Consider the following 25,859-nt stretch of genomic DNA (forward strand, 5'->3'; position numbering starts at 1 on the left):
GACACCACCGCTGGGATATCACGATGTACACCTTGTTGTTACATCTTTGATGCAGTTCATGGATTTTCAACGTGATTAGAAAATATGCGCAGCACATCGTGGATCTGGAACACAGCGGATGTTGACCCATATACAGGGCGGCGGCCTGTTGCTGCCGATACTGAACAGAATGGGAAGTACTTTCAATAACTAATTAGCGGCGTCTATTGCTATCAGATTAAGAAAACGTCCATAATGTACGATAGTCGAAACTTATGTAGTGCACGAGCGGTATTGTTCTCGGCATCGAAGTTGCGTTATAAATGTTTCGAAACGGTATCATTCATAAACAATGCTTGACCATTATTAATCACGGCGAATGTTCGGTGATACTTTATGGGCAATCTCCTTAGCATATCAATATTGTTTAAGAATGGTTTTAGCCAATTTTTAATGGTCATATGGTTGTTGACTGATTTGTCAATTTCATCCTGATCGAGATGTTCAACCCTGATCATAGATGCATTGAGCTCAGCATGTTCCATTATTGGAGAGGAGGGGCGCTCAGTCAAAGATTGATGAGTATTTATTGCTTTAGGGATTCTTGGAGAATTGATCGAAGTCCTCGACGCGGCTTGCAACTTGGCCGTTGACATTGTTCCGGCATAATGTTGGTTTGGGAGCAGGATTGACTGTTTAGACCGTGCGTGGCTCGAACTGGTCAAGTTCGGTGAAGCAGCGTCTGTATATCAGTATCATGATCAGGGTGTCTCCGATTATGGTGATCGAGCTGAGTGCGGCAAGGACGACGAACTGGTATTTTGCCGCTTCGAGTGGATCTCCTCCTGCCATGATCTGGCCCGCCATCATTCCCGGTATGAGTACGATGCCGCTTGAAGCAAGCTGTGCGATCGTAGGGATGAGACCCAGTTTCGCCGAGGCGATGATTGATGGTTTCGCTGCCTCGAAGGGGGTCGCACCCATGCTGAGGTAGACCTCAACCTCATATTCCCGGGCTTTCATATCGGAGAAGAATCGGCTCATAGCAACGGCGATTGCGGCGACGAGATTGCCAAGCATCATGCCGGTCACAGGAATCAGAATCTGCGGGGCGTACCATGGCGATGGCGCGATGATGAGTTCGCTGACGACGCTGTCGACGATGAGCACACTCACCATCAAGGTCAGCAGCACTGGCATCACCAGGCCTCGCGGAATTCCATCTGCACGGGTGAGCGTGATCTGCACGGCGGCGATGACCATGAAAACCATCAGTGCCAGGACAATCCACGGGTTGTTGGCTTCGATGACGTATTTGATGATGTAGCCCATGGCCAGTAGCTGCAGTAGTGAGCGCAGGGTCGACCAGATCATGGATTTCGCCATTCCCAGTCTCATGACGACGGTCAGGATGGCAGCCAGGGCGACCAGCAGAAAAGTCACGGAGAGTCCGAATATGTTGATGTCATACACGGCGCCTGCAGTATGCGAAGCGATAATCATTCCATCTCCTGTCGTGACAGCCTGCCATGTGCGAGGCTAAGAATCCTGGAGGCCCGTCCATCTGAATTTCTGTGCCGGACTCGCAACACCGCCATTCCCGTGTGAGTTGCCGCGTTTTGCAGCATGGCGCCGACCTTGTCGGAACTATCTGGATCTAACCCCGCATCCACCTCGTCACTGAGCAGGACTTTCGGCTGGAGCATCAGGCTGCGCAGCAGACACACCCGTGCCTGCTGCCCAACGGATAGCATTGCGGGGTTGCGGACAAGCTCCACATCATCCAACCCCAGTTCGTCCAACCCATTTCTGATCTGCTTGGCAACAGGCTTTGCCGTTTGCGGTCTCAAGCCTTTAGCGTTCCTGTTGATGGAAAAGCCGAAGGGAAGCAGCACCGCATCAAGAACGGTATCAGAAGTCAGCACAGGCCTTTGGGGGAGATATACGACATTGCGCCTCCAGCTTTCGGGTGTGAAGCTGCTGCTGTCTCTCCCCTCGAGTGTCAGCTTCGCTGAAGCATGTGGGTCAAGCAGTGCCAATGCCATGAGCACATGTGATTTGCCCGAACCAGAGGGTCCCGTGAGATCGACGATCTCGCCTCGCTCAAGATGAAGAGACAGGTTGGAGAACAGGGTTTTCCCGTTCTGTTGTGATGAATCCTGTTTAAACACGCAAGACAGGGCATTCGCCGAGAAGTAGCTCACTTGTTGTTTCCTTTCGATTCGGTCGGATCGACTGTCAATCGCAGCGTAATCTCCATCGTCGTTCCGGATGATGATGTTGAAAGAACACGAATGGTTCCTTGGTAGCGGGACAAGATATCGCGCGTCAGGGCCAGTCCCAGACCATACCCTTGGTGTTCGGATTCCGCATCGGAACGTGCAAAGCGCGCGAACCACTGTTCGGGATTTCCTTCCATTCCCGTTCCTTGGTCCCGAACCGTCACGACTGCTTTGTCTTGTGCAGCATGCAGTGTCACTTCTATGTTCGTGTGATGCGGTGAATGGACGATTGCATTGTCAAGCACGGCGACAAGACAACGTTCGATTCCCGTTTCTTCGCACAAGACGAGAACGGTGGCTGAGGGTGATGCGAAATGGATCGCAACCTCACGCTGCTCAGCAAGCACATCGATTGACTCTAGGGCGTGTGTGATTGCCTGGGATAGATTCACTGCGTGCGGGCTGGTAGCGCCGCGTGCCGCCAGCAATAGGTCGTTGATGATGATGTCCATTCGTGACACGTCATTTGTCAATTCCTTCAGCAGAGGATCGATGGGTTTTCCGAGTCGCAGGCGACGCTCGATGAGTTCGCTACGAGCGTTGATTATTGCAAGTGGCGTTTTCAATTCGTGACTCGCGTCTGCTACGAAGTTACGTTGCAGCCGTATGGCCTGATCCAACGGCCTGATCTCTTCGCGGGATAGAAACCATGCAACCATCCCTGTGGTGATGATGATTCCAGCGACAAAGAGAATGATGAAGATTATTGCCTTTTCGGAGTCTATGATCAAGCTGCCGTGGAAGAGAGCTCCCGAGGTTACGTCGTTGGGGCTGAAGCCGCGTTCGCTGAGTTCATGTCGCGAACCTAGAATGACGCCAATGACCAGCAGAAGTGCTCCGAGAATCGCAATTGCACTCATTGCCAGCATCATCCGTATGCTGATTGATCGTATGGCTTTCATCCCGGATGTCTTGCGCTCGACCTGTGCATCTGATTCGTTATTAAATCTCATATGGGGTCGCTTTCCATGGGATTGCCGAGGCAATATCCCTTTCCTCGAACTGTCATGATCAATCCTTTGACTGTCTTCTGTCTGATATAGGAAACATAGGTATCAATGGTTCCCTCCCCAGCATCACGGCTGAAAGCAGCCATGAGCAATTCTTTTCTTGTGAAGACCCGGTCAGGATTGATGCACAGCGCCTTCAGCAATGAAGCTTCCGCAGGAGATAACTGGATGTTTATTCCCGACGGCGACTCGATGAGCCCTCGGTGCTCCTTGAATGTCCAATCGCCAATCGCGTGACTCTGCTGCTGTGCCTGATATCCGCGCAGCAATGATCGTATGCGTGCGTTGAGTTCCTCGAAACGGAATGGTTTGGAAAGATAATCATTGGCACCTGCATCCAATCCTGAGACGATCTCTTCCGTACTTGAAAGAGCGGTGAGCATCAGCATGGGAACGGTGATGCCTTCCCTCCGTGCCGAACGCACAAAATCCAACCCATCCATATCAGGCAGTCGTCGATCGACAATCACTGCATCATAGGGATTCATGCCAAACTCGTGGATGGCTGCCTTTCCCGTTGTAACCCAATGCGCACGGTAATCGTCCTCAAGGAGTTCCATGAGAATCCCTCCCATCTGCGGATCGTCCTCAATGAGCAGAAGGCTGGGTTGGAGCAGCTTGATCGGGTCTGACAATGCGTACCGGTTGTGACTATCATCAAGTTCATTCATATTTCAGCCCTCCACCGATGACGGTATTACTTCGTTTCGATTTCTTCACTTCTTGACGGCCAAGACGTAAAAGCCTTGAATGCCAATGGAAGAATCGAAATGAGCAAGATGCACAAGCACACTATTTCGATATGATTCGATATCAGCGGGATACGACCAAGAGCATACCCCATGCTTGGAAGTGCAACGCCCCAGATAACTGCCCCGACAAGGTTCGCGATGATGAAACGGCGATGATTGAAATGCGTCATGCCTATGATGAAGGGAACAAAGGTTCTCAATATGGGCACGAATCTCGCCAGGATGATCGCCCGGCTGCCGTAATCATCGAAGAAGCGCTGTGCTCGCTTGATGCGATTTCTATTTTTCCCCTGCACCCAGGATTTAATCCGGCGAATGTTTCCGCTGTGCTTCCCGGTCTCATACCCGGCTTGGTCTCCGGTGAAGGCAGCCACCGATACTATGAGACAGATGATCCACAATGGCATTCCTGATACGGGTGAGTCAGCCAGCGTCATTGACGCGGGAACCATGCCAAGCAGGAAAACTAGGGAATCTCCGGGAAGAAAAAATCCTATCAGCAGACCGGATTCTGCGAAGATGATGAATGAGCAGGCTGCAAGTGCCCAATGCCCTGCTGCTGCAATAACGAATGCCGGGCTAAGAAAAGATAGCATGTTCAAGTCCTTCTTGAGTACCTTTTATACTGTCACCGACATAATCCCAGTATGGAGCTAAGCAAACGCTAAGAATTGAATGCCAGACAGTGCAGTCACGTACAGAAATGATTCTTGGAGAATTCTTGGTATTTCAATGCAACACTTGAACGCATGAATAATCCTTTCGTCATGTCGTTGTCTCGGCTGCCTTGGACCAGGCGGCTGCTCCTCTTAGTGACAGCATTGGCTCTCATTTGCATCATTCCTATCGGAGACGCATTGAAAAGAAGTCAGTCTATCACGAATCACGAGATGAAGATACTTGAACAATTCCAAAAAGCTCCACATTTGTTGCTGGCTATCTCAACAGGCTTTGGACAGGCTTTCTCGATCGCGGGGACTGCACTGATAGTTTCACTTTCTCTGCTCTATTTGGTTTGGACCCAGCGTGGCTGGGTCCAACCTTTGAGGGGTGCCATAATCGCCGTCACTCCAATGATGGTGACGCTCGTGGTAAAGGTTATCGTCAATCGTAGCCGTCCAGGAACATCCCTCGGGAATCTGGAGAACGATCCAAGCTTTCCAAGCGGGCATGTCGCGGCTTCGATATGCTGCGTGGCGCTGCTGTTTCTGATCATGCAGTTGCGTCATGTCCGCGAATCGTCAAGAGGGAACAGATATTTTCTGAGGCTCGCCGTATCGGTGATTCTGATGCTCATTCCAGTGATGACTGCAGTCTCCAGACTGATATTGGGCGTCCACTATCCCAGCGATGTAGTGGCTTCTCTGATTCTCAACGCCCTGCTGGCAGCAAGCATGGGAGTCATAACACAACAAGAGATAATGGCAGGTCCACTGCATTAATATCGATGGATAAAACGACACAACCGACAAAATTATCTTAAGATCTCAGGTGAAACTAACAGAGTAGTACATTATACGGTGATAATCATATCCAGCCAAAGCGGAATTCAATTTAACTACGTATAACCTACATGCATTCTTGATATGTTTCATCCCCCGCTTCTAAATCGAATCTGGATGATGAGGTTCGATGCAAATCCACATGTAGCCGTTGGATCCGCTGGCTGCTGTTTACCAGACATTAAGAACAGGGATATCTGGGTCTGAATCTTGGCTGATTCGACTCCTTACTTTACTCAAGTGCGCTATTTCTGCCTGCCAGCTTCTTACGGGCGTCAGTGGTTCTCACTGCTCTTTTCCACCCATCTTTCGGAATGGTTCACCATCGTACTCAGAACTGGCTATCTCATATTTCTTAGTATCAATATTCTCTTTATTCTTCATCTTCCATTGTTTTTGAGTGGACCAATCTGTTTTCCAACGTGGTGATGCCCTCATTGGTAACATCTGGTGAATTGCTCTGGATTCCTCGTGTATGAGTTCTGACCAATCCTGTGAGAGGAAGAACTGGCATCAGGAAACCAGGCGACGGTGGCTTTCCCTGTTGCCAGAACAAAGCCATAGTAATAGTCATGATCACTGCCAAATGTGATATGGACTGGTTTTTGTTCCTGATTTCCCCTAGATAGGGAATGATGGGATTATGAGCATACAATTTAGCGATGAGTTCAAGGATCGGGCCGTGAGATTGTTGGCCGAGTCGTGGGAGAATTATTCGTCGCAGACGAAGGCGCTGCAGGGTGTGGCCAGGAGCCTCTGGGTCGCCACGCAGTCGCTGCGCCGCTGGCAGGAACAGGCCGATGCGAACGGTACGGCCGGTCCTGGCGAGTCTGCGGAGTTGAAACGGCTGCGCTGGGAGAATGCGGAGCTACGTCGCAGCAACGAGATACTTTCCTCGGCCTCGGTTTTTTCGCCTCAAGGCTCGACCCTACACGGCGTTGATGGTAGCGTACATCGACCGTCATCGCGCACGGTTCGGGGTCGGGCCAATCTGCTGGACGTTGAGGGTCTCGTTGGATGGCGGGTTCATCACGTCTCGCGCGTACTGGCAGACGAAGGCACATACCGTCTCCACCGGTAAGGGCTCGTCACGAGACGCTGGCGCGTGGCATTGGCGGGCATGCACGCGCACCGGTTCATGGCGGTGTACGGGTACAGGAAAGTGCATCGTCAGCTGATCCGTCAGGGTTGGATTGGAATCGGGCGCGACCAGGTGCTGCATGTCATACTCTCCCTTGGGATTCAAGGCATACGTCGGGGTCGGATCCCTATCCCCACGCGGTCCGTGAGGAGTACGGGCGGGCGCCCGGACCTAGTGGAGCGCCGGTTCAGCGCAGCCGCTCCCGGTCGTCTGCATGTGGCTGATATCACCTACGTGCATCTGAGCGATGGAAGTTTCGCTTATGTGGCGTTCGTGACCGACGCTTACGCCAGAAGGATTGTGGGCTGGGCCGTGAGCGCGAGCCAGCCCACCAAGGATCTGCCCCTGCTCACGTTGGACCAGTCCACCGGCTGGGCAGCCCGGCACGGTGATACGCGTGGACTCGTGCATCACTCGAATCACGGCACCCAGTACATCAGTGTTCTCTACGGCTCGCACCTTAACGAGCATGACATCCTCGCGTCCACCGGCAGCGTGGGTGACTCCTACGACAACGCCCTCGGGGAAACTGTCAACAGTGCGTACAAGACCGAGCTGATCCATCGCGGCAGGCCCATCGACCGCGTGAAGGCACTGGAACAAGCCACCTTCCAGTGGGCGTTCTGGTGGAGCCAGAAACGTTTTCATGAAACTCTGAACTACCTGACACCAGCCGAAGTGGAAGCACGTTACTATAAATCACAAGTGATACCAATCACCCCAAAAACCAATAAAACAGTGTGAACAAAATCCAGTCCACTTCAAATGGCTTAAAAGATCGGTTTGGTTCTAGTGGTGGTTGCGGCATCTGTCTTTCTGGGAGGAATGGATGTCGCAATACGAGTATCGGGGCTCGGTCTATCCGCCCCGGCGTGCGATGTGCCAGGCAAGACGCGCCCACTATGTTGAGCTGTTGAATCAGGGTATGAACTTCACCCAGGCTGCCCGCATGGTCGGGGTGTCCAAACGCACGGGAAAGCTTGGCGCAAGGGGCGAGCCAGAAGCACTGACAGGAACGAACGGCCCCGGGTCGACTGGTATCGTCATGACATGGACCAGCCCGACCGCCATGACGCCCAGAGCGTGCAGCACGCCAGTATCGCCAAGATGCGTCACCTGCCCAAGCTCCTGCGCAACACCCTGACACCTGGGGCGAACTCGCCCTGCACCGCACAATCAGCACCAGCCTGGGCATGCAGGTCTACTTCTCCCGACCTGCACAGCCCCTGGCAGCGCGGCACCAACGAGAACACCAACGGACTAATGCGCCAATACTTTCCCAAAGGCACCGACCTGAGCATCTACCCCGAGAAATATCTCGACGCCGTCGCCGAGGAGCTCAACGACCGCCCGAGAAAAACCCTCGACTACATGAAACCCAACGAAAAAATCATCGAACTCATCAACCAAACCGCATATTAGAAACCACCAACACACCACCAACCGTTACAACCACCACTAGAAACCGCCGGGCTGCGGCCTTTTTCTGGGAGGCGTCGAAGTAAGATGGACACGATGCTGCGGCTACCGCCGTTTGTCTCAAGCCCGGTGCTTGTGATAATTGGCATGACACTATCGGCGAACAATGCACTCGTGCTATAAGCCTTCCCTGAGTGTATGGGGGCATACCGTATCTACCGTTCAAGAAACAGTCACGAGTCATCGGCATTGATTGCTCCGTCCTCATTGATGTGGTAATTGGCGGGGTAAAGGAGAATGTAGTCCATACTTTTGCTTGTACTTTCAAGCATCTACACAGAATCTTTGCACTCTCCCTAGCTCCACAGTCAGGGTTTTCGTTGTTTTGCCGAAAGCCCTTCTTTTGTGCGATTTCCGTTGGCATTTCGCCGTTTTAGTCTTTTTTCGAGTTGTCGTTTGGTCGTATGTTTCCGCAGCTTTCCGTATGATTGTGGTCTAGATAGGTGCATGGTTAGGTGCACCCGAATGGGCGGACAGCGAGGTACGTTATGGCCAGACGCAAAGAGCAACGCAATGACTGGGGGCACGATCCTCACACGCAAGAACGCCCGTGGCGAGGTGACGGCCTATCAGGCGAGGTATGTGCATCCTTTGAATGCGTCGAAACGGGTGCAGCGGAATTTCAAACCCGATCAGAAACTTCGCGCCGAGAACTGGCTGGAGGACGAGCACCGGCTGGTGACCGCCCACGAACTCGGCAAAGCCACATGGACACATCCTAGCGAACGCGAACATGCCGAAAAACAATCATCCGTAATATTCTCCGAGTATGCCAAGTCGTTTCTTGACGGGTATCTTGGGGCGGATGGCAAGGCGCTCACATCGTCCTCGTTGCGAAAGAAGCGTGAGGCCATAGTCCACCTGAACCGGTATTTCGGCGGCACGCGTCTGGTGGATATCGATGCCAAATCTGTCAACACCTGGCTTGACGGCGAATATGTGGATGGTATCCATGCTCTGCGTCGCGCTTATCAGGTGTTCAAGGCCATCATGAAGCAGGCGAGCACGGCACATGACGGGCAGCCGTCGATCATCGAACGCAATCCCTGCACCCGCGCCAACCTTCGTCTGCCCAAATCGAAGCAGGCGCTGATACCAGCGGCAACGGCGAACGAGTTGCAAACCATCTACGAGCAGATGCCGGAGTATTCACACATCTCGATATACCTGGGCGCGGTGTTTGGCCTGCGCATCAGCGAGATCTGCGCCTTGCAACGGCGGGATATCGATATCACCCACCGATGCCTCTACGTGCGGCACTCGATAGGCCGGAGCGCAGGCGACAAGGGAGCCTTAGTGCTTAAGGAGCCTAAAACCGAGTCCAGTGCAGACTACCAGATCATCCCGGAAGCCTTCATCCCTATCCTGCAACACCACATGACCGCGCATTGTGCCAAGGAAGCCGACGCGCAGCTCATCACGCCACGCACCACGGCGATCATGAACCCCAACAGTCTGCGAGGACAGTTCGAGAAAGCCCGGATGACAGCCAACCGACCCGACCTGCACTTCCACGCCCTGAGGGCCACCGCCATCACCGCAGCCGCCCAACAAGGAGGGACCCCCAAAGAGGTGCAACGCTACGGCCGTCACGCCGACGCGGAGATCAGCCTTGCCCTTTCCAACGCGCCACCGAGGAAGGGTCCACCAGCCTCGCCGACCGTGTCTTCGAGGCCCTGGTCACACTCGACATCCAACACACGGAACGCACCAGCGCAACTGTCAAAGCGGAACTCAGCCAAGCCAAGAACGCTCTAGAAGCGCTGAAACGCCAAAGGCAAGAACTCGAACGCCGCATCAGTGATCTGCAACAGGAACTCGCCAAACACGCCAACCAGCCCGAACCACCCGACGATCCCACATAGGAGACTGTGAACGGAGCGAAACATGCCCCCCCCCCTCAAACAGGCAAACGAGCATCGCCATGCGACCTATAACCGAAACCCTTACCATTCCTTAGACGATGAGCATATTGGAATGCTCATGTTCCTATGCGGAGAAGCTCGTGAATACCCTTGCTTGTGAGTACACGACGACACAATATTAGCTGTTGTAAGTTCAAGAGGATTCGGCCATGAGCAGTGAGATCGCAATGAAGAAACATAAGATCAGCAAGCGCCTGCCGGTGGTCATTTGCGTATGTGCGGTTATGGTCATGTGCTTGGGTGTAGGAGGTGAAGTGCTCTCCTACAAGAGACTCAAGGGCGCAAAGCCCGCCTGTCTGTAGGTGCAAACACTACTAGATCAGCCTTCGCAAGGTCATTGATTCGACCACGGAGCTGAATGCTTCCGCTGACAAACAGGTCAAAGATGAGAAGACTCGTACCGACCTGAGTGCCTCAATTAAGAAGGCCACTGAGGTTCTGGGCATTAAGCTCAAGCAGACCAATCCTTCTGGACTCAAGGAATAGCGTTCAGCCACTGATGAGGTGACTGTCCAACAGAAGAAGCTTGATTCGGCCAGTACCAACCTTCATGATTCGTCTCTTGAGGTCTACAAGTCTGTCTATACGTTCAAGATTGATGTTGCAAACGCTGACTGTAAGTTATCAGAGGACACATACATCGGCGCCAAGAGCAAAGCCAACAACATACTTGGTTCCTCTGAGGGTATTAGCGATACAACCCAAAAGGCCATCAATGACGCCATTACTTAGGGAGATAAGGACGTGGACGCCAAGGCTTCATCGTTGAACAAAGACAAGTTGGATGCCTATTTCAAGGGTTTGACCGCGTTCTCGAAGGAGTTCAAGTTCAACGATGTCGATTCTGTCAATTCCAGCGCTAAGACGATGAAAGCCGATGCTGACAAGTTGGACACAGGCTTCTTCTGAGCATCAGGCGTAGTCAAGCCGCAGCCCAGGTACAAGCACAGGCACAGTCTTCACGCAGTCGATCGAATTTTTCATCTACCACATCCCGTTCAACTTCAGGGAATCAAGGCAGTCAATTGTCATCTAATGGAGCATACTCGTGCGGTATCTCGTCGGGGATTGGTTCTAGCAGTATGAGTTATGAGGAGATGCTTGAGCTTGCATGCGGTTCTGGTGGTGGCGAAATGTCGTGCCAGGTTGTGGCCACTTGCAAGTAACTGCATGTAGCCTAAAATTAGAGAGCCTTCTCTTCTTCACTTAAAGGGATGAGTGCCATTCCTCCAGTATTGCTTCACGCAGCTCTTCGTTTTATTCGTCAGTGAGATTCTCTGAATCGAAACCCCATTCACGCAATATCACTGGTGTCCTTTTATTAATTGGGCTCTGTTAAACTAGAATTAGCATAAGTCCATTCATATGCCCAATCTTATAGTTACATTGTAATTACAGCATTGGATGTGGTGATGATAAGACTCGCAGCCACTGTGCGACGGCAGCTCAAGGGCATGAACCATGCAAAGCAGTAGAACGCGGTGCGTGAATTGCGCGAAGTTATCTACAAAAAGGTCTACAAAACCATCACCGCTCACAGTGACGACAATCCGGCATGCCCGTATTGCTGTTCTGTCACAATCGTGAAAGGGGACAGAATTCGAACGGTTCGTAATGCTGGCAGCGAAAGGACTGCATTCGCGCGTTCTTACAGACCAGAAGTACGCTGATCGAGCGCTCGAAGCTGTCTGTCACCAAGTGGATGATGTATGTGGAGTGCTTTCGTGGATTGCCTGGCATTGCATGAATGCGCGTTGCGCTGTGAGATTTCGTTGCGTATAACGTGGCTTATGAGCCGCCGACTGCTTGCATGATTGGAACGCTACCTGCCGAGATGCGCGGCAACCGCTGGCATGTTCATGCAGTTGGATGAAACGTATCTGCGGGAGAGCCTCAAAAGCAACCATATGAAAGGCGGATTTCGTCTATCTCGCCCGGCTCAATATCGAGGCAGACCTCTGCACCGGCGCGGATTGTCGAAAGAGCAGATATATGTAATGACCGGAGTTGCTGACCCGGACATGGCATTCGCCGTACTGATCGGGCGAGGACTCATCTTCAAATAGCGAGCCGTCGCATCCCTCGGGGTCGGATCGGTCGTGGAACGCATATTTAGGCAGATGAAGCACCGGCACATCAGGGCTCGATGCAAGAGGTACATACACGCTTCGAATAGGTGAAAGCGAAATCGCGTCACGTCAATCATGTCAACACGCTGCACCACAATCTTAACGGGTTCCTCACCGAGTTCAGAGGCGTGAGCATCTACAAAGCTTCTGACAAGGTTCCTCCGGCAGCGCTCGTTTCGTACCAGTCGTAGCGACAGCATTATCCGGCAGTTGGATGCTCAACCATGCCCCAGCATCACCCGCGACTGAAGTAATGTCATGCCGCCGCACATGGCCTACTGGGACATGACAACATAGAACATGCACGTACACTGTGCATATCAAGAAAGTCGAACGATAAGGATAGCGTCATGTCGAACACGCCGACCACGACCATGTGCCTCGACCCCGAACTGAAGAACGAAGCTATGAGAGTATTGAAACCGTTATGGCTGAACATGACCGGAGTCGTAACCCTCTTACTCAAAGCCGTTGTCAGAGAGAACGGACTACCATTCGGCGTGACACTCGGCAACAAAGAGAAGGATGGTGACTGATGGCTGGAAATCAGAGCGCTGAGGCGCTGTCGGTGCAGAGGCTCATCAATGAGGTGCTAGTGCAGAAACTCGGCATCCCTGCACACAATATCGTCAACGACATGGCTTTCCCCCACCACACAGGAATCCGGCGACCGGATATAACCATCTCCAACGAGCCATATGAAGACTCGAATGATGAGGAACGTTTTGTCAACAACCTCATCTGTTATCTCGAAGCGAAGGATATCCACTGCAAGCTAGATGATGCCGACTGGAAAAACGCCATAAACCAATGCATGGTAAAGGCACCCGAACTCGGACTTCACTATTTCGGCGTAACTAACTGCCGTTACACCTACTTCTATAATCTTAATGGAAAGCGTCTCTCCCTCAACGGGAACCCTATATCCGAGCCGCAGGCGATGGACGTGCTGCGCCTCATCAAACACCAGACCGGCCAAGACAACAACATCACCGACATCCAGATGGGCGTGGACACCCTTACGGCAGTGTCGGAGGCGGTGTTCGACAGCAAGCTCTGGCAGTTGAAGAATATCTATCGTGGAATTGATTTTGAAAACAACAACAAAAAGATTGACTTCACCATTGGCATGGTCTCGATGGAATACTATGAAGAAAAAGCCGGCTTGGACGGCCGTCACGATGAATCTTTGACATGGTGGTCGACTGCAAGAAACGTGGCTGAGAAGACCCGAGCCGCAACAATTCTGGCATATATCACACGGATCACCGGTGACGATTCGGAATTTAAGGAATTCGCCGATTCTGTTAATGTTGTCAGGGAATACATTTCAGGGGCATCGCCGTTAGTGAGAGCGAGCCAACTGGGTGAAATATATAACACCGTTGATTCAATGTCGCCTTTGCATGGAACTGGTTTCGATTTGTTTGGAGCGGTTTATGAGGCGTTCGCTAATTCCAAGGAGAAGAAAGATTTCGGCGAGTATTTCACGAGCCGCCATTACGCGCATATCTTCGCCAAGCTCTTGTTCGGTCAATCCGAAAGATTCAATACGGACGCAAAGTTCACCGTCATAGACCCATTCTGCGGAACAGGAGGGATGCTGACCGAAGCTTACAAGGTACTGCGCACTAATTTCGAACACAGCAACACCTTCACCTCAGAAGCCAAAACGTTCCTTTCGACTGAATGCTTCTACGGTATTGACATACGCAAGGACAATGCATCAAGGTCACGGCTTAATATGTTTCTTGTTGGAGACGGTCACAACCATATCTATGACGACAACTCCTTCGTTCCCGTAAAAATCAACGGCAAGCACGTCATTGAGAAAATGGGGGGAACCTATAATTACGTCATCACCAACCCACCATATGGACAGGGTACGGTTCTCGCGGACACATCGTTTCTTTCAAGTCGACGCATGGAAATAGCCGCGATTTGCAGAGTAATAGATCTGCTTAGGATAAACGGCGAGGGGTGTATCATAACGCCTGACGGTATACTCGAAAACCCCTCGTTCAAGGCATTCCGCAAAGAGATTCTGATGACATGCGAAATTACGCACATCGTCTCACTCCCCAAGTTCGCGTTTGCCCCTTATACGAAGGAAAAGACCTACGCCGTTTTCATCAAGAAACGTTACAATCGTGTTCGTCCCTCAATCCAAGGAAACGGTCAGGATCCATCGCATCAAAACGGCATGTTCCAGACCAACCCTATTTGGATGTACATACTTGACTACGACGGTTTCGCCAATTCCGACAAACGCTACCCGACCAGACTCAGAGGCAAGGAACAGAAATGGGAGCACGATGAAATCTCAAGCTGGGTTGACACTGATGGCAACGAACGTATCTCCCAACTAGAAGACTGCTGGAGACACAACAAGGATGATGCAGCGTCAGGAGGAGAGACCTGGACTGCGCCCGACGGGGAAGAAGTGACCGCGCGCAAATGCGGTTATATCGATATCGAGAATGTGACTGATGACGAGTTCCTGACGCTTCTACCGGAAAAATGGCTGAGACCTTACGATCCCCCGTATGTGACACCCAGTGAGATGGAGCAAGAACTTGACGGGATTATGAGAGCCTTGAAGAACATAGCATGAAACTCAACGACATATTCGCTCCTATTGTAAAGGGTGATTTCGGGCTCACCGACGAAGTGATATACCAATCCTTCGGAGGTGACGGAGAAACCATAGCATTGTACGGCGGCAACCAGTCGCACAGCGTTCCGACACGTTGGGTGAAAACCGGTTGCATCACCACAAAAGGCAAACACATACGCACATTTGCAGATGCTGGGATCATCCTTAGTCTTGACGGCAGTGCGGGTAGCATGACCTACAAGAAAGGCGATGAGACGTTCGCTCTGAACCATCACGCGGGGTTCCTGAAACCTTTACTGCAATCGAGAACAATATGCAATCCAGAGTTCTTCGCTATATTCTTCCAAAACCGCCTACGGGCAACGGCTGTCAGCGACGGATCAAAAACCCTTTCAATACAGCAGTTGGTTCAGTTCACCTTTTCCCTGCCGCCTCTAGACATCCAGCATCATCTATTGCAAAAATACCAGCTCATATCAGCTAGATTGAAAGTTTACGACGACTTCGCGACGAGGATCGACGACGCATTAGACAAGCAGGTCAGCTCTGAATATCTTCAATACCAAGCAAAAGAAATTCCAATCTCTGAGCTACTGGACTGCATGAGCGGCAATACTGGATTGACGGAGGAGCTCATCTACAGCAAGAGCAACTTTGGAGGAACCAGATACCAAGTGCTGACCGCTTCAACGATTCCCGACACGGCTATGGGGTATATACCAAAGTGCACGATTTCTACGGCGTCCGGGAGAACGAAGGAACTGAATACGTTCGAAGGCAAGGAAGGTTTGCTTGTTGTCCGCAAAGGCAAGGCGGGCGGTACGAGATACCTTCCTGAAGGCAAATACGTGATAAACGATGACGCATATATTGTTTCGGTCAAGAATGACTGCCCGTATCAGATTGACCTGCGTTGGCTTGCGATAGCCTGCAAAACCGATTTCCTCGCCTATGCTTCAAACTCCGATAATGGTACATGGAACAAGACCGGTTTCTTCAACAATGTTACTTACTATTAACATACCTAGCATCGCTGAACAGGAGCATCTGGTTGATATAGTTTCGAAGGCCACTGAATACAGGCAAAGGGTGGATGAGGTCAGGCGAAAACTGGACATCCTACTCGACAAGGAAATTGATGTGCCTAAGTAAAGGTAGATTTTGAAGTAAAGCGTCTTGAACAAAAAATACGGCTCTGTTCGAGACGCTTTACTATTCCGAGGGTTATAGGCAAAAAGGGGGTTCGGACTGTTTTCTGGTCGAAATTGGAGGATCAGTTGAAGGTCATGCACACGGCTGAGCAGAAACGGGTCGCAGTGGCCACGTATCGGCGTCATAAGTCGTATGCGAAGACGTTGCGATTGTTGGGCTATCCCTCGCGCCACGTGTTGTTCGACTGGGTGCGGGGCAGCAGGCCGGGCAGAAAGAAGCCGATCGCCCGTTCGGCGTATCGCAGTTACTCGGTGACGGTCAAGCTTGAGGCCGTCAATCGCATGCTTGCGGGGGAACCGGTCGTTGATGTCGCCGCGGGTCTGGATGTGGCCAACCATATGCTGTTGTATAAGTGGATGCATGCATGGCATCTGGGCGGCGAGGAGGGATTGATGACCAGATCGGAGCGCAAGCAGCGCGAGGGGTACAGGACCCGCGCCCAGCCTGAGGCGTCGCTGCCTGATGATCCGGTCGAGCTGCGCCGCCTGTCCGCTCGGCTGCTGGTCGGCAAGGCCGTGCTCGAAAAGGAGCTTGACCTGGTAAAAAAAGACGCGGGCGTCATCCCGGGACAACTGACAAACACCAGCAAGACGATAATCATCCAGTCTCTGAGAGACCGTCTTGCATTGACGATGCTGCTTGACTCGACGGGACTGAGGGCAAACAGCTATCAATATGCCAGAACGGCCCTGGCACGTCCTGATAGGCTGGCCGGACTGCGCGCGAGCGTGCATGAGATCGCGCGCTCGTCCGGGTTCACGTACGGGTCCCCGCGCGTCTGGATGGCGCTGAAGCGGGCGGGCATCGTTGTTTCCGAGAAGGTGGTGCGCCGTGTGATGAAGCAGGAGCGCATCCCCGTGCATTACGCGCATCGCAAGTGGCACTATTCGAGCTACGAGGGCGAGAGCACGCCGGCTCCCAAGGACCTCGTCAAACGCGACTTCCATGCCAGGGAACCGAACCGGCTATGGCTGACCGATGTATCCGAGTTCGCGGCACGCAACGGCAAGGTCTATCTCAGTCCGATCATTGATTGCCATGACGGCAAGGCCGTATCGTTCACGACAGGCCGTTGCCCCGATAAGAGGCTGACCCAGTCCATGCTCGAACAGGCCATCGGCACGCTGCCCACGCAGCGCACGAATCCGCTGATCATACATTCCGACGGGGGCGGGCACTATCGTGCCGCGGAATGGATCGAGACCCTGAACGCCGCAGGCGTCACCCGCTCGATGAGCCGCAAGGGCTGCTCTCCCGACAACGCCACGTGCGAGGGATTCTTCGGACGCATGAAGACCGAGATGTTCCACGAGCGCACGTGGAACACCATGAGCGAACTGGAAACTGCGATCCATTGGTACATGGACTTCATATTACAACCACCGCATCAAGACCAGCCTCGGTGGCGTCACCATACATGAACACCGAAAACAGCTAGAATCAACATCAACGGACTAAACCAACCAGAAAACAGTCCGAACCCCCTTTATTCCTATAACCCGAAAATGGCTTTTAGACAGTGTTGACCGGTTTAATAGGACATCTAATAGGACAGATTGGTGCCCTATGGGTCGCACAAGGTCTTTTGGGGGCTATAGGCACGAAAGTGTGTGGAAAATTGAAGTGGACTCAATTGGGCACTCTCACTGCGCAACAACCATGATGACACAGCTCAACTTGACAGGACAAAACATACTGCCCTCTTGCTCTGGCGGTCTGGAGTCCCGCGTTGGTGCGTTCCCTTATCATGGCGGCGAAAACGTTAAAGATGGGCGCGTTTCCCGACGTGGTGGTGTCCATGTTCTCGGTCAGACTCCTGAACCTCACTCCCCTGGATCGCAGCAGGCTTATGAGATTCAGCGCGGTTCTGCACGCTACAGCCAAGCCGATCGAGCTTCCACACGACGAGTGTGTCCCCTTCGTGGATGGTGTCGAGCATATGGTGCAGACCGGGCCGGTGTGTCTTCGCGCAGGACGCATGGTCGGGGTGAACATCCGTTCGCAGCCGGTCTGCAATGCCTCGTTCTAATCCAGGATGGACACGCTGGCACTGCCCATGATCATGGTCAAGCGGCCTGCAAACGGTGGTGCTGACGCTTCATCTCCTGCTCGACGAGCATGCGCAGATACTCGGACTTGTTGCGCATGCCCGACCGCTTGCGCTGCTCGTCCACGAAGGCAGCCATCGAACGCGGCGCCTTGAACTGCAACTGCACACTCTCCTCGCCACGTTCTTCGCTCAGCCGCGGACGACCCACGAACAGCTCGTGCGCCTCTCGCGCGGTGTCCGCCCCGGTCGCCAGCATGAGGTCACTGTCAACGTCGCGTCCCAACGATTCGTGAGTGGATGCGACGACATCACCGTCATCCCACCGCCACGTTTCATCCTGCAATGCCATCAGACACTCCCAATCTATCAATCCTTGTCCCAGAAATTGCCTTGTTCGGCGTTCACATGGAACACCACGATGCCCTGCCCCGGGATGATCTTCATCATGACCTCAATGCTCGGCACCAGCGGGTCACCATGATGCCGTCCGGTCAGCTTCACGTACCGCGCCCCGCCATGCTCCCGAGCCTCACGACGAATCGGATGCTCCACGGCATACACCACGTCACGAATCGAAAACCCATGACGCTCAGCAGCCCTGGCGAACACCACTCCTCGGTAACCCATGAAAATATCGTAATACAATATCGCAATACCGGCAAGACCTTGCGTGAATTATCCCATGCGTTCAACCGAAAACATCTACACTGATACCTGCACGTGTTTATATACACGTTCCGGCATGAAAAACGGCCCGGATCGGCAGGCCGTGGGACTGTGTAGAAAACCCTCGTTTACTGAACATGCGTTTACCGGATGTTGCTGTTTCCGGGATTTGTCTGGATGTCGGCTGTTACCGCCTCCAGCAGCGAGTATCGTGGCATGAATCCCTGGCGGCGCATTGCATTGTCATCCCAGATTCGTGTGGTCGAGAACACCTTGTATTCATATGGAGATATCCCTATTCCGCTGAGTTCGTTGCCTGTCAGATCAGGTTTGATGTCCCGTGTTGCCAGTGTTATGCCCGCCGCCCGTTCCATGGACTCCTTGATTTGCAGCCAGCTTGCGTCGAAGCCTTTTACCAGATATGTCCCCGTCAGGGCATGTTCCCCTATGAAGGCCATCGCTCTTCCCATGTCTCTGGCATCGATGAACGAAGTGCGATGCGCCCCTCCCTCAACCAGTGGGAAAGCGGCACTGGTGGCAGTGGCGAACAGTCTAGTGAAGAACGACTTGCGGTCACGGGATCCAATGACGCTGGACGGGCGGACAATGCTTACCCGCATTCCTGCCGCTTCGCCAACAGTACGCACCGTTTGCTCCCGATGCTCCTGGACCTGCTGCAGCGAGGAAGCAATGACGGGCTGGTAACTCTCGTCAATCACCCCGTCGTGTTCAAATCCGTAGAGGATGGTTGAGCTCAATTGTATGAAGTGCTGCACGCCCGCATCTGAAGCGCATTGCGCCAGTCGTTTCGAGATGGTGACCTCAACGTCGCCATATGCCGAGTCTGGACTGATGCCATTGGCTGCGGTGCAATTAAATATCACGTCGTTGCCTTTGAGGAGTGCCGTGAGCGTATCCATGTCTGCAAAATCCACTTCACGGACTGCGACTGCAAGGTCATTGAGGAATCCGGCATTGTCTGCAGTGCGCACGAGGGCCGTAACGTCGTGTCCTGCGCGTGCGAGCTGTTCCGTGACATGCCCACCTATGAACCCAGTTGCACCGGCCACCACCGCTTTCATCGACTCCTCCTTGGTAGATAGCAAACAGATAGCAACGAAATTACAGCAAGCAATAGACAAAGTATAGTACTATACTTTTGTATAGTAAGTTATCGAAGGAGGAAGCATGGAACAAGCGGGAATCTGCCAGATCTCTACGGTGGAAGCAGTCATGAATGTCATAGGAGGGAAATGGACCTTCCCCATCCTGTGCAACCTACTGAGAGGCGACTCACGCTTCACGGAAATCCAGCACCACCTCGATGGCATCAGTCCGAAGATGCTGTCACGAAGGCTACTCGAACTCACAGAAAACGGCATCATAACCAGGAACGTCATCCCCGAACTGCCGCCCAGGGTTGAATACCGACTCACAGCAAAGGGAAAGGACTTGCGGCCACTCTTTCAAGCCATAGGGACATGGGGCACCACATGGAACATCACAGAAACGTCAACAGCACAGTGAGACGTGTGAAACGTCAGGCAAATATTTGGCAATGATTCAACCATGGGCTGCTGCTTTCTCCACACCCCGACGAGGTATAAGTCTCCGCGATACTCTGATTCACAGTCATGATGTTTCGCAGTCATGTTGTTTCGCATGCAACGAGCAACCGGCAGAGCGTTCGCCCGCTTCTTTTTGTGCACATTTCTTCCGAAGTCCAGATTTTTTCCATCATCAGTGAATTGTTTGCCCGAACGCTCAGAAAAATAGATATCAGATAGCAGCCTGGAATGAGTTCTCTTTCCTCACGCACATACGCTGACGCAAGCCAAGTGACCGTTTACTGTCTGCGCGTATTTCTGAAGGCTTATTCCTGGGATTTTGCTTGATGCTGGTAGTGGATGATTTTGTGTTCCAGATAGTCGATTTGTTCGTTGAGCTCGCGCGACTGGCGCATGAGTCTGTCGTGGTGCTGAGTGAGCATTGTCAGACGCTGGCCGACGGTGGCATCACCTTGGTGCCGCATACGCGAGAACTCTTCTATATGTGCGAGGCTCATTCCTGTGGCTATGAGGCGCTGCACGAATTGTATCCATGCGACGTCTTTTTCGCTGTAATCCCGGTATCCATTGCCGTCGCGTCCAGGTTTGAGGATGCCTCGTTTCTCGTAGTAGCGCAGAGTCGATATTGGAACTTTCACCATTGCGCTGATCTCACTGACACGCATGGATGTCATCCCCGCATTTGCATTGAATCATGGTTCATAGTTTATTCTCCGACCTCTAGACATCACAATGAAGACAATGAAGCGTTGAGATGGAATATCATGGCCACACGATACGAACAAAGACCGGCTGCGCTGTCGCAAGTCGACGGCTCCCATGGCGAGCAGAAATCCTCCCGCGGTCCACCTTTCAACCAGAGAGCGTCGAAGGTAGCAGAACATTGTCATGGTCCCGTCGCAGAGATGAAACCCTTACTCATATGTTCCGCCATAACCAAGCCATCCCGAAGTGCTCCATTACTCATCGCCGACTCTCTCCAAAACCAACCCTTGCTCACCCACATCGGTATCGCCGACAAGGAATGATCAGCGCAAGAATCAGGGAAATATCAGAATGGAAGAGTGGTTCGACCGACGATTCGAAATCGCACAAACTGCAACCCGATGCCTCACCAAGGGCAAGGAGAGACCGGCCCGCAACAGCCAAACGTTTACCCTCGAGATGGTCGCCTTCGTTTTCGACTACTCAGCGACAGCAAGTCCATGTCTCAAGAACCATACTGGTTCTCCTGTGGCCTTTGAGACGCCCTTCTCTACTGCTACTTGGGAACGCATGAAGCAGATTTGGCTGAACGCTGGTCCCTCCAGGTCTTTTCTGGACGCTCTTGATGGTTCTACGATAGTATGAGACCGTCGCCTCTGGACCGAAAGCTCCGATGATTCCATCTCGCTGCATGATGGTCTCATCCTTCGCAGTCGCTATTCGACTGATCTCTTCGAATTCCTTGGATCTACCGCCGTTCCAACCACTCAACAAGAACCGCAGCATTACTGTGGCTGGCATCCTTGGCCGCAAAGAGCAGCAGGACATCCCTATCCTGTAACGCTTTCACACAGTCCTCGCGAAACGCGGCAGCATTGGGATTGGAGTCGAGCTCAACGATGTATCGGCTCCGAAAACCCTCGTATCTCTCAAGATCATGTCCGTACCATGAACGCAACTCAGTCGTAGGAGCAATGTCCTTAGCCCAAACGTCAAGCCTAGCCCGAAGTTTGCTCATCCCCCGCGGCCAGAGGCGATCGACGAGGACACGATATGCATGGATATCGGAATCCGACGAGTAGATGCGTCCGATCCTGATGACGTGATTCATTACAGTGCACTTTCCGGACGCGCGTAGTCAAATAACGCATGCAATTTGCGCGCCACATCTCCACTCTAACTAGAAACCAACGAGAAAGCGAGACCCACCTATATGCACACCAGCCGAAGCATCAGCCCGCAAAAAAATCAAAGCAAGCGCGCAGCGTAGAAGGAAACGACCACATGTAAGTATCCGCAGATTCCCTCACACTCACAATCCCACACTCAATGCGTTTAAGTAAGCCTTACATTTTCGAGTGATGATGATCGCGAATTGTGCTGTGGCATTACTCATGCGCTTTCTGGGACTGTAAATCACCACGAGAATTGGATGTTGAAGTGCTCCCGAGGATGTCGGCAGTCTGAACTGCACCGGCGAAATGCGGGAGTATCTGGTTGACGCAATACAGCGGCTGTTCCTGAGTGAACGCTGCCACGGCATCCGTGATAACCGATGCATTGTATCCCAGATCATGTGCAGATCTGATACTCGATTCGACGCAGACATGAAGGGCGAATCCCATGAAATACAGCTCACTGATATGTTGGGACTTAAGGTATTCATCCAGATCAGCCCCAGTGAATGCGCTGGATCCGGTTTTCCTGATAACCATTTCTCCGTCCGCAGGTGTGAAAGGTGGCGTAAATTCACTTGCCCGGGTTCCGGATTGCCAAGTTTGCGCTTTCTGAATCGCATATCTCATGCCGAATCGCGCAGGAGCAACTCCTGAGAGCCCTGGGTATCCGGGTTCAAAAAAAACATTCCACAATGTATGATATGAAAATTCTGTCCACGCGCATATTCCAAAACCTCTCGCGCGTTCGACAGCGCCGATGGCAGATAATCAGGCTCCAAACGGCCATACAACCGGCCTGTTTCAGACAGCCATTCATTTTGGAATTCAATCAAGATTACAGCAGGATTTGACATTCGTCCTCCAAAGAATCGGGCACAGCCCATGCACAAAGCAACGTATCAATATTCAACAGGCAGACCCTATACAAACCGGCAGTCTTTCCATAGCCAAATGCATGCATCGTCCTTCGGCAGTCCCTTCTGCATGCATCAGCTAGACACACAGCATCTTCTAGACAGCTCCACAGAAGAATGAAGCCCAGCATTGCGAAACGCCGAGAGAAAGCGACACGCCCGTGTCCGCATTCACAGACAGCTGGCCAAGCGTTTCGGCATCGCAGCAGAAAAGCATCAGGCCGAACGTCGATTTTCCCATATATCAGGCTAATGAGAACCATTACCGATAGCGTCATTTCATCAATCTAGATCCTGTCACAGCAAGCAAATTCATTGTTCTCATTCTGATAATTTGCAGAAAAACTTCGTAAATAAGTTAGTAAATTATACTTGATCGGTAATATTGCGAACGTGTTTAAAAAATTATCTAATATGAATAAATTGGTGCGTGCTTGCGTGGCATTGTGCGTGGCATGCGTTGTTGGGTTAACAGGTGGTGCGATATACAATCCTCTGGCTGTTGCAAGTGAAGCGGATGCTCAGGGTTTTTCCCTGCATTCTGGTGAAGGCAGTGATGCGGGTGGCACTCACGTCGCGATACAAGCTCCTAGGAATGTGAGGTTTACCAGGATTGATACTGGTTCTGATCATTCATTGGCATTGGGCAGCGACGGCAACACCTACGCATGGGGCGACAATGAATGTGGTCAGCTGGGCGACGGAACGACCACGAACCGGTCCACACCGGTACGCGTGAAAACCCCCGAAGGCGTGACATTCACCAACATTGATGGCGGTCTGAGTTTTTCAGTGGCGTTGGGCAGCGACGGCAACACCTACGCATGGGGCGACAATCAATATGATCAGCTGGGCGACGAGACGACCACGAACCACCTCACACCCATACGAGTACACACTCCCGCAGGCGTAACATTCACCAGCATTAATGCCGGTTGGTACCACACCTTGGCGTTGGGCAGCGACGGCAACACCTACGCATGGGGTCTCAATGCATATGGACAGTTGGGCGATGAGACAACAACTAATCGGTCCACACCGCTACGCGTGCACGCTCCCGCCGGAATAAAATTCACCAGCATCAAAGACGGCTTGGGCCAGTCCTTGGCATTGGGCAGCGACGGCAACACCTACGCATGGGGCCGCAATCAATATGGTCAGCTGGGCGACGGAACGACCACTAATAGATCCACACCGGTTCGAGTGAAAACCCCCGAAGGCGTGAGATTCACCAGCATCGATGGCGGTCTGGGCCATTCTGTGGCGTTGGGCAATGACGGGAACACATACGCATGGGGCTTTAATTACCGTGGTCAGCTGGGCGATGACACAACCACGAACCAACTCACACCGGTACGAGTACACACTCCTGCAGGCGTAACATTCACTAACATTCATGCTGGTATGGGTCATACGCTGGCATTGGGCAATGACGGCACCCTGTACGCATGGGGGTGGAATGGATATGGTCAGCTGGGCGACGGCACAACCACCAATCGCTATACACCAGTACGCGTGAATACTCCCAAAGGCGTGACATTCACCAGCATCGATGGCGGATATCGTCATTCGTTAGCGTTGGGTAGTGACGGCAACACCTACGCATGGGGCAGCAATGAATACGGCCCGTTGGGCGATGAAACAACCACCGATCGCTACACACCAGTACGTGTGAGCACTCCCGCGACGAAGGTTGTGAAAGTGTTGTTTGATGGTGTCGAGGGCAGTAATCTCATGTTTGATCAGGCATCAGGTCAGTGGCAGATCACCACACCAGCGCATACGCCTGGCACGGCGAACGTGAAGGTGCAGTGGACAGTAAGTGACGTTGCACAGCCGGACGCCTTGTTGTCATATACGTATATCGGCGTGAAGCATCATGTCTCCTTTGACGCTCAGAGTGGCTCTCAAGTTGATGCTCAGGATGTCGAGCAGGGCAAGACAGTGAACAAGCCAGCTGATCCTACACGTAAGGGTTACAGGTTTGTGCAGTGGACTAGCGATAAGGCCGGTAAGAACGCCTTTGATTTCAAGACACCCGTCACCGCAGATATCACCTTGTATGCGCAGTGGGTAAGCGTTGCTGCTTTCGGATCGGTGAATCCCACGACGAATCCCGGTATTTCAAGAACACCTTCTGCTCCGGCAGCTGGCAGCAGCGCCGTGAAGCCTTCTGGTGACACAGGCAGGAAGAGCGGCAATGCCTTGGCTTCCACCGGGAGCACGATAAGCGCTGTTGCTACTGCAATGCTGCTGTTCAGTGGTATTGGTGCGGCGCTTGTGTGGCGTCGTTGTCATGCATAACCAGAATCCAACAATGCAGTATGTAGCGCGCCGTTCTCATATGTGAAATGTAGAAGCGCGTAGATTATCCTCGTCATGATGACATGGCGGGGATAATTGGTTTTGCTGCGTTGCTCCGGTCAACCAGATCACGAGAATTCTCCACCCCGAGCACCAGCCGCTCATATTGCTCGCCTCTGAGTTGAATGACAACAGGGCATTCCGGCCTGGCAACATTCCAGAACGTCCTCTCCCCATTCTTGGAGAACACACCTGCCCACTTGCCGGGAACATGAAGACCGGGTGCACGCAAACCCTTAGTCTCGTCAAGAATGCCTGGATCCTCGGTCGCGCCCACAATATGCTCGATGGGTATCACCAGCTTAGTTTTAAACGACCACACTCTATCCAGGCCCTGCGGCTCAATCTGCAGCATCCGCCCGGCAATTGTCACCTTGTTTCCCATG

General features: G+C 52.5%; 29 protein-coding genes and 1 pseudogene. 14 read left to right on the forward strand and 16 right to left on the reverse strand.

Annotated features, from left to right (window positions below; all coding sequences use genetic code 11):
* Window positions 1-675 precede the first annotated feature (675 nt).
* The 5 genes from QN215_RS09540 to QN215_RS09560 are packed head-to-tail and all read right to left on the reverse strand — an operon-like array spanning window position 676 to window position 4,619.
* The gene (locus tag QN215_RS09540) at window positions 676-1,482 is read right to left on the reverse strand and encodes an ABC transporter permease (protein ID WP_273202362.1); all 807 of its coding nucleotides are present in this window, start codon (window positions 1,480-1,482) and stop codon (window positions 676-678) included.
* Window positions 1,479-2,183, reverse strand: coding sequence for an ATP-binding cassette domain-containing protein (locus QN215_RS09545; protein WP_369344053.1), 705 nt, complete (start codon window positions 2,181-2,183; stop codon window positions 1,479-1,481). The genes QN215_RS09540 and QN215_RS09545 overlap by 4 nt, the downstream gene beginning before the upstream one ends.
* A complete protein-coding gene (locus QN215_RS09550) occupies window positions 2,180-3,214 on the reverse strand; it encodes a sensor histidine kinase (protein ID WP_369344054.1) in 1,035 nt (344 codons plus the stop codon). Before QN215_RS09550 ends, QN215_RS09545 begins: the two co-directional genes overlap by 4 nt.
* Complete coding sequence (locus QN215_RS09555; RefSeq protein ID WP_331343301.1) at window positions 3,211-3,942, reverse strand: response regulator transcription factor; 732 nt, start codon at window positions 3,940-3,942, stop codon at window positions 3,211-3,213. The genes QN215_RS09550 and QN215_RS09555 overlap by 4 nt, the downstream gene beginning before the upstream one ends.
* Before the next feature lie 26 nt (window positions 3,943-3,968).
* On the reverse strand, window positions 3,969-4,619 hold the full coding sequence (locus QN215_RS09560) for a DedA family protein (protein ID WP_369344055.1): 651 nt from the start codon (window positions 4,617-4,619) through the stop codon (window positions 3,969-3,971).
* Window positions 4,620-4,772: 153 nt separating this feature from the next.
* On the opposite strand from QN215_RS09560, the gene QN215_RS09565 reads away from it, so the two are divergent.
* The 12 genes and pseudogenes from QN215_RS09565 (at window position 4,773) to QN215_RS09620 (ending at window position 17,449) form a co-directional block, all read left to right on the forward strand.
* The gene (locus QN215_RS09565) at window positions 4,773-5,465 is read left to right on the forward strand and encodes a phosphatase PAP2 family protein (RefSeq protein ID WP_369344056.1); all 693 of its coding nucleotides are present in this window, start codon (window positions 4,773-4,775) and stop codon (window positions 5,463-5,465) included.
* A 703-nt stretch (window positions 5,466-6,168) separates the two neighbouring features.
* Window positions 6,169-6,606, forward strand: a complete 438-nt coding sequence (locus QN215_RS09570; protein WP_369344057.1) for a transposase — start codon at window positions 6,169-6,171, stop codon at window positions 6,604-6,606.
* 57 nt (window positions 6,607-6,663) lie between these two features.
* Window positions 6,664-7,410 (forward strand): IS3 family transposase, encoded by a 747-nt coding sequence (locus QN215_RS09575; protein ID WP_369344058.1) that lies wholly within the window; start codon window positions 6,664-6,666, stop codon window positions 7,408-7,410.
* Between the two features lie 315 nt (window positions 7,411-7,725).
* A pseudogene (locus QN215_RS10100) lies at window positions 7,726-8,088 on the forward strand (IS30 family transposase); the annotation flags it as partial.
* Window positions 8,089-8,658: 570 nt separating this feature from the next.
* Window positions 8,659-9,903, forward strand: a complete 1,245-nt coding sequence (locus tag QN215_RS09585; RefSeq protein WP_369344059.1) for a tyrosine-type recombinase/integrase — start codon at window positions 8,659-8,661, stop codon at window positions 9,901-9,903.
* A 334-nt stretch (window positions 9,904-10,237) separates the two neighbouring features.
* Window positions 10,238-10,372: a hypothetical protein gene (locus QN215_RS09590; RefSeq protein WP_369344060.1), complete on the forward strand. Its 135-nt coding sequence runs from the start codon at window positions 10,238-10,240 to the stop codon at window positions 10,370-10,372.
* Between the two features lie 442 nt (window positions 10,373-10,814).
* On the forward strand, window positions 10,815-10,979 hold the full coding sequence (locus tag QN215_RS09595) for a hypothetical protein (RefSeq protein ID WP_369344061.1): 165 nt from the start codon (window positions 10,815-10,817) through the stop codon (window positions 10,977-10,979).
* A gap of 1,267 nt (window positions 10,980-12,246) precedes the next feature.
* Window positions 12,247-12,390, forward strand: coding sequence for a hypothetical protein (locus tag QN215_RS09600; RefSeq protein ID WP_369344062.1), 144 nt, complete (start codon window positions 12,247-12,249; stop codon window positions 12,388-12,390).
* Window positions 12,391-12,549: 159 nt separating this feature from the next.
* Window positions 12,550-12,735, forward strand: a complete 186-nt coding sequence (locus QN215_RS09605) for a type II toxin-antitoxin system RelB/DinJ family antitoxin (RefSeq protein WP_369344063.1) — start codon at window positions 12,550-12,552, stop codon at window positions 12,733-12,735.
* A complete protein-coding gene (locus QN215_RS09610) occupies window positions 12,735-14,813 on the forward strand; it encodes a class I SAM-dependent DNA methyltransferase (protein WP_369344064.1) in 2,079 nt (692 codons plus the stop codon). Before QN215_RS09605 ends, QN215_RS09610 begins: the two co-directional genes overlap by 1 nt.
* Complete coding sequence (locus QN215_RS09615) at window positions 14,810-15,835, forward strand: restriction endonuclease subunit S (protein WP_369344065.1); 1,026 nt, start codon at window positions 14,810-14,812, stop codon at window positions 15,833-15,835. Before QN215_RS09610 ends, QN215_RS09615 begins: the two co-directional genes overlap by 4 nt.
* Window positions 15,836-16,102: 267 nt before the next feature.
* Window positions 16,103-17,449, forward strand: a complete 1,347-nt coding sequence (locus QN215_RS09620) for an IS3 family transposase (protein ID WP_369344066.1) — start codon at window positions 16,103-16,105, stop codon at window positions 17,447-17,449.
* A gap of 208 nt (window positions 17,450-17,657) precedes the next feature.
* Here QN215_RS09620 and QN215_RS09625 read toward each other — a convergent pair whose 3' ends face one another.
* The 5 genes from QN215_RS09625 to QN215_RS09645 all read right to left on the reverse strand — a co-directional run bounded on the left by QN215_RS09625 (window position 17,658) and on the right by QN215_RS09645 (window position 19,826).
* Complete coding sequence (locus QN215_RS09625; protein WP_404978494.1) at window positions 17,658-17,855, reverse strand: hypothetical protein; 198 nt, start codon at window positions 17,853-17,855, stop codon at window positions 17,658-17,660.
* On the reverse strand, window positions 17,791-17,967 hold the full coding sequence (locus QN215_RS09630) for a hypothetical protein (protein ID WP_369344068.1): 177 nt from the start codon (window positions 17,965-17,967) through the stop codon (window positions 17,791-17,793). The genes QN215_RS09625 and QN215_RS09630 overlap by 65 nt, the downstream gene beginning before the upstream one ends.
* Window positions 17,968-18,094: 127 nt before the next feature.
* The gene (locus QN215_RS09635; protein WP_369344070.1) at window positions 18,095-18,427 is read right to left on the reverse strand and encodes a hypothetical protein; all 333 of its coding nucleotides are present in this window, start codon (window positions 18,425-18,427) and stop codon (window positions 18,095-18,097) included.
* Between the two features lie 17 nt (window positions 18,428-18,444).
* Complete coding sequence (locus QN215_RS09640; RefSeq protein ID WP_369344071.1) at window positions 18,445-18,705, reverse strand: hypothetical protein; 261 nt, start codon at window positions 18,703-18,705, stop codon at window positions 18,445-18,447.
* A gap of 182 nt (window positions 18,706-18,887) precedes the next feature.
* The gene (locus QN215_RS09645) at window positions 18,888-19,826 is read right to left on the reverse strand and encodes an NAD-dependent epimerase/dehydratase family protein (RefSeq protein WP_369344072.1); all 939 of its coding nucleotides are present in this window, start codon (window positions 19,824-19,826) and stop codon (window positions 18,888-18,890) included.
* A 106-nt stretch (window positions 19,827-19,932) separates the two neighbouring features.
* On the opposite strand from QN215_RS09645, the gene QN215_RS09650 reads away from it, so the two are divergent.
* Window positions 19,933-20,271 (forward strand): winged helix-turn-helix transcriptional regulator, encoded by a 339-nt coding sequence (locus QN215_RS09650; RefSeq protein ID WP_369344073.1) that lies wholly within the window; start codon window positions 19,933-19,935, stop codon window positions 20,269-20,271.
* Window positions 20,272-20,617: 346 nt separating this feature from the next.
* Here QN215_RS09650 and QN215_RS09655 read toward each other — a convergent pair whose 3' ends face one another.
* The 5 genes from QN215_RS09655 to QN215_RS09675 form a co-directional block, all read right to left on the reverse strand.
* On the reverse strand, window positions 20,618-20,977 hold the full coding sequence (locus QN215_RS09655; RefSeq protein WP_369344074.1) for a MerR family transcriptional regulator: 360 nt from the start codon (window positions 20,975-20,977) through the stop codon (window positions 20,618-20,620).
* Window positions 20,978-21,765: 788 nt separating this feature from the next.
* Window positions 21,766-22,128 (reverse strand): DUF488 domain-containing protein, encoded by a 363-nt coding sequence (locus QN215_RS09660; protein ID WP_369344075.1) that lies wholly within the window; start codon window positions 22,126-22,128, stop codon window positions 21,766-21,768.
* A 277-nt stretch (window positions 22,129-22,405) separates the two neighbouring features.
* Window positions 22,406-22,888: a cysteine hydrolase family protein gene (locus QN215_RS09665; RefSeq protein ID WP_369344076.1), complete on the reverse strand. Its 483-nt coding sequence runs from the start codon at window positions 22,886-22,888 to the stop codon at window positions 22,406-22,408.
* Window positions 22,819-23,049, reverse strand: coding sequence for a hypothetical protein (locus tag QN215_RS09670; protein ID WP_369345138.1), 231 nt, complete (start codon window positions 23,047-23,049; stop codon window positions 22,819-22,821). Before QN215_RS09670 ends, QN215_RS09665 begins: the two co-directional genes overlap by 70 nt.
* A gap of 157 nt (window positions 23,050-23,206) precedes the next feature.
* Window positions 23,207-23,350, reverse strand: coding sequence for a hypothetical protein (locus tag QN215_RS09675; protein ID WP_369344077.1), 144 nt, complete (start codon window positions 23,348-23,350; stop codon window positions 23,207-23,209).
* A 173-nt stretch (window positions 23,351-23,523) separates the two neighbouring features.
* Between QN215_RS09675 and QN215_RS09680 the strand changes: the two genes are divergently transcribed.
* Entirely contained in the window at window positions 23,524-25,413 is a 1,890-nt protein-coding gene (locus QN215_RS09680) for an InlB B-repeat-containing protein (RefSeq protein ID WP_369344078.1), read from the forward strand.
* A 73-nt stretch (window positions 25,414-25,486) separates the two neighbouring features.
* Here the strand turns inward: QN215_RS09680 and QN215_RS09685 are convergent, their stop codons facing one another.
* Window positions 25,487-25,858: a hypothetical protein gene (locus QN215_RS09685; RefSeq protein ID WP_369344079.1), complete on the reverse strand. Its 372-nt coding sequence runs from the start codon at window positions 25,856-25,858 to the stop codon at window positions 25,487-25,489.
* Window position 25,859 lies beyond the last annotated feature (1 nt).

This window comes from Bifidobacterium sp. WK041_4_12 (genome assembly GCF_041080795.1).
In the GTDB taxonomy this organism is placed as follows: domain Bacteria; phylum Actinomycetota; class Actinomycetes; order Actinomycetales; family Bifidobacteriaceae; genus Bombiscardovia; species Bombiscardovia aquikefiricola.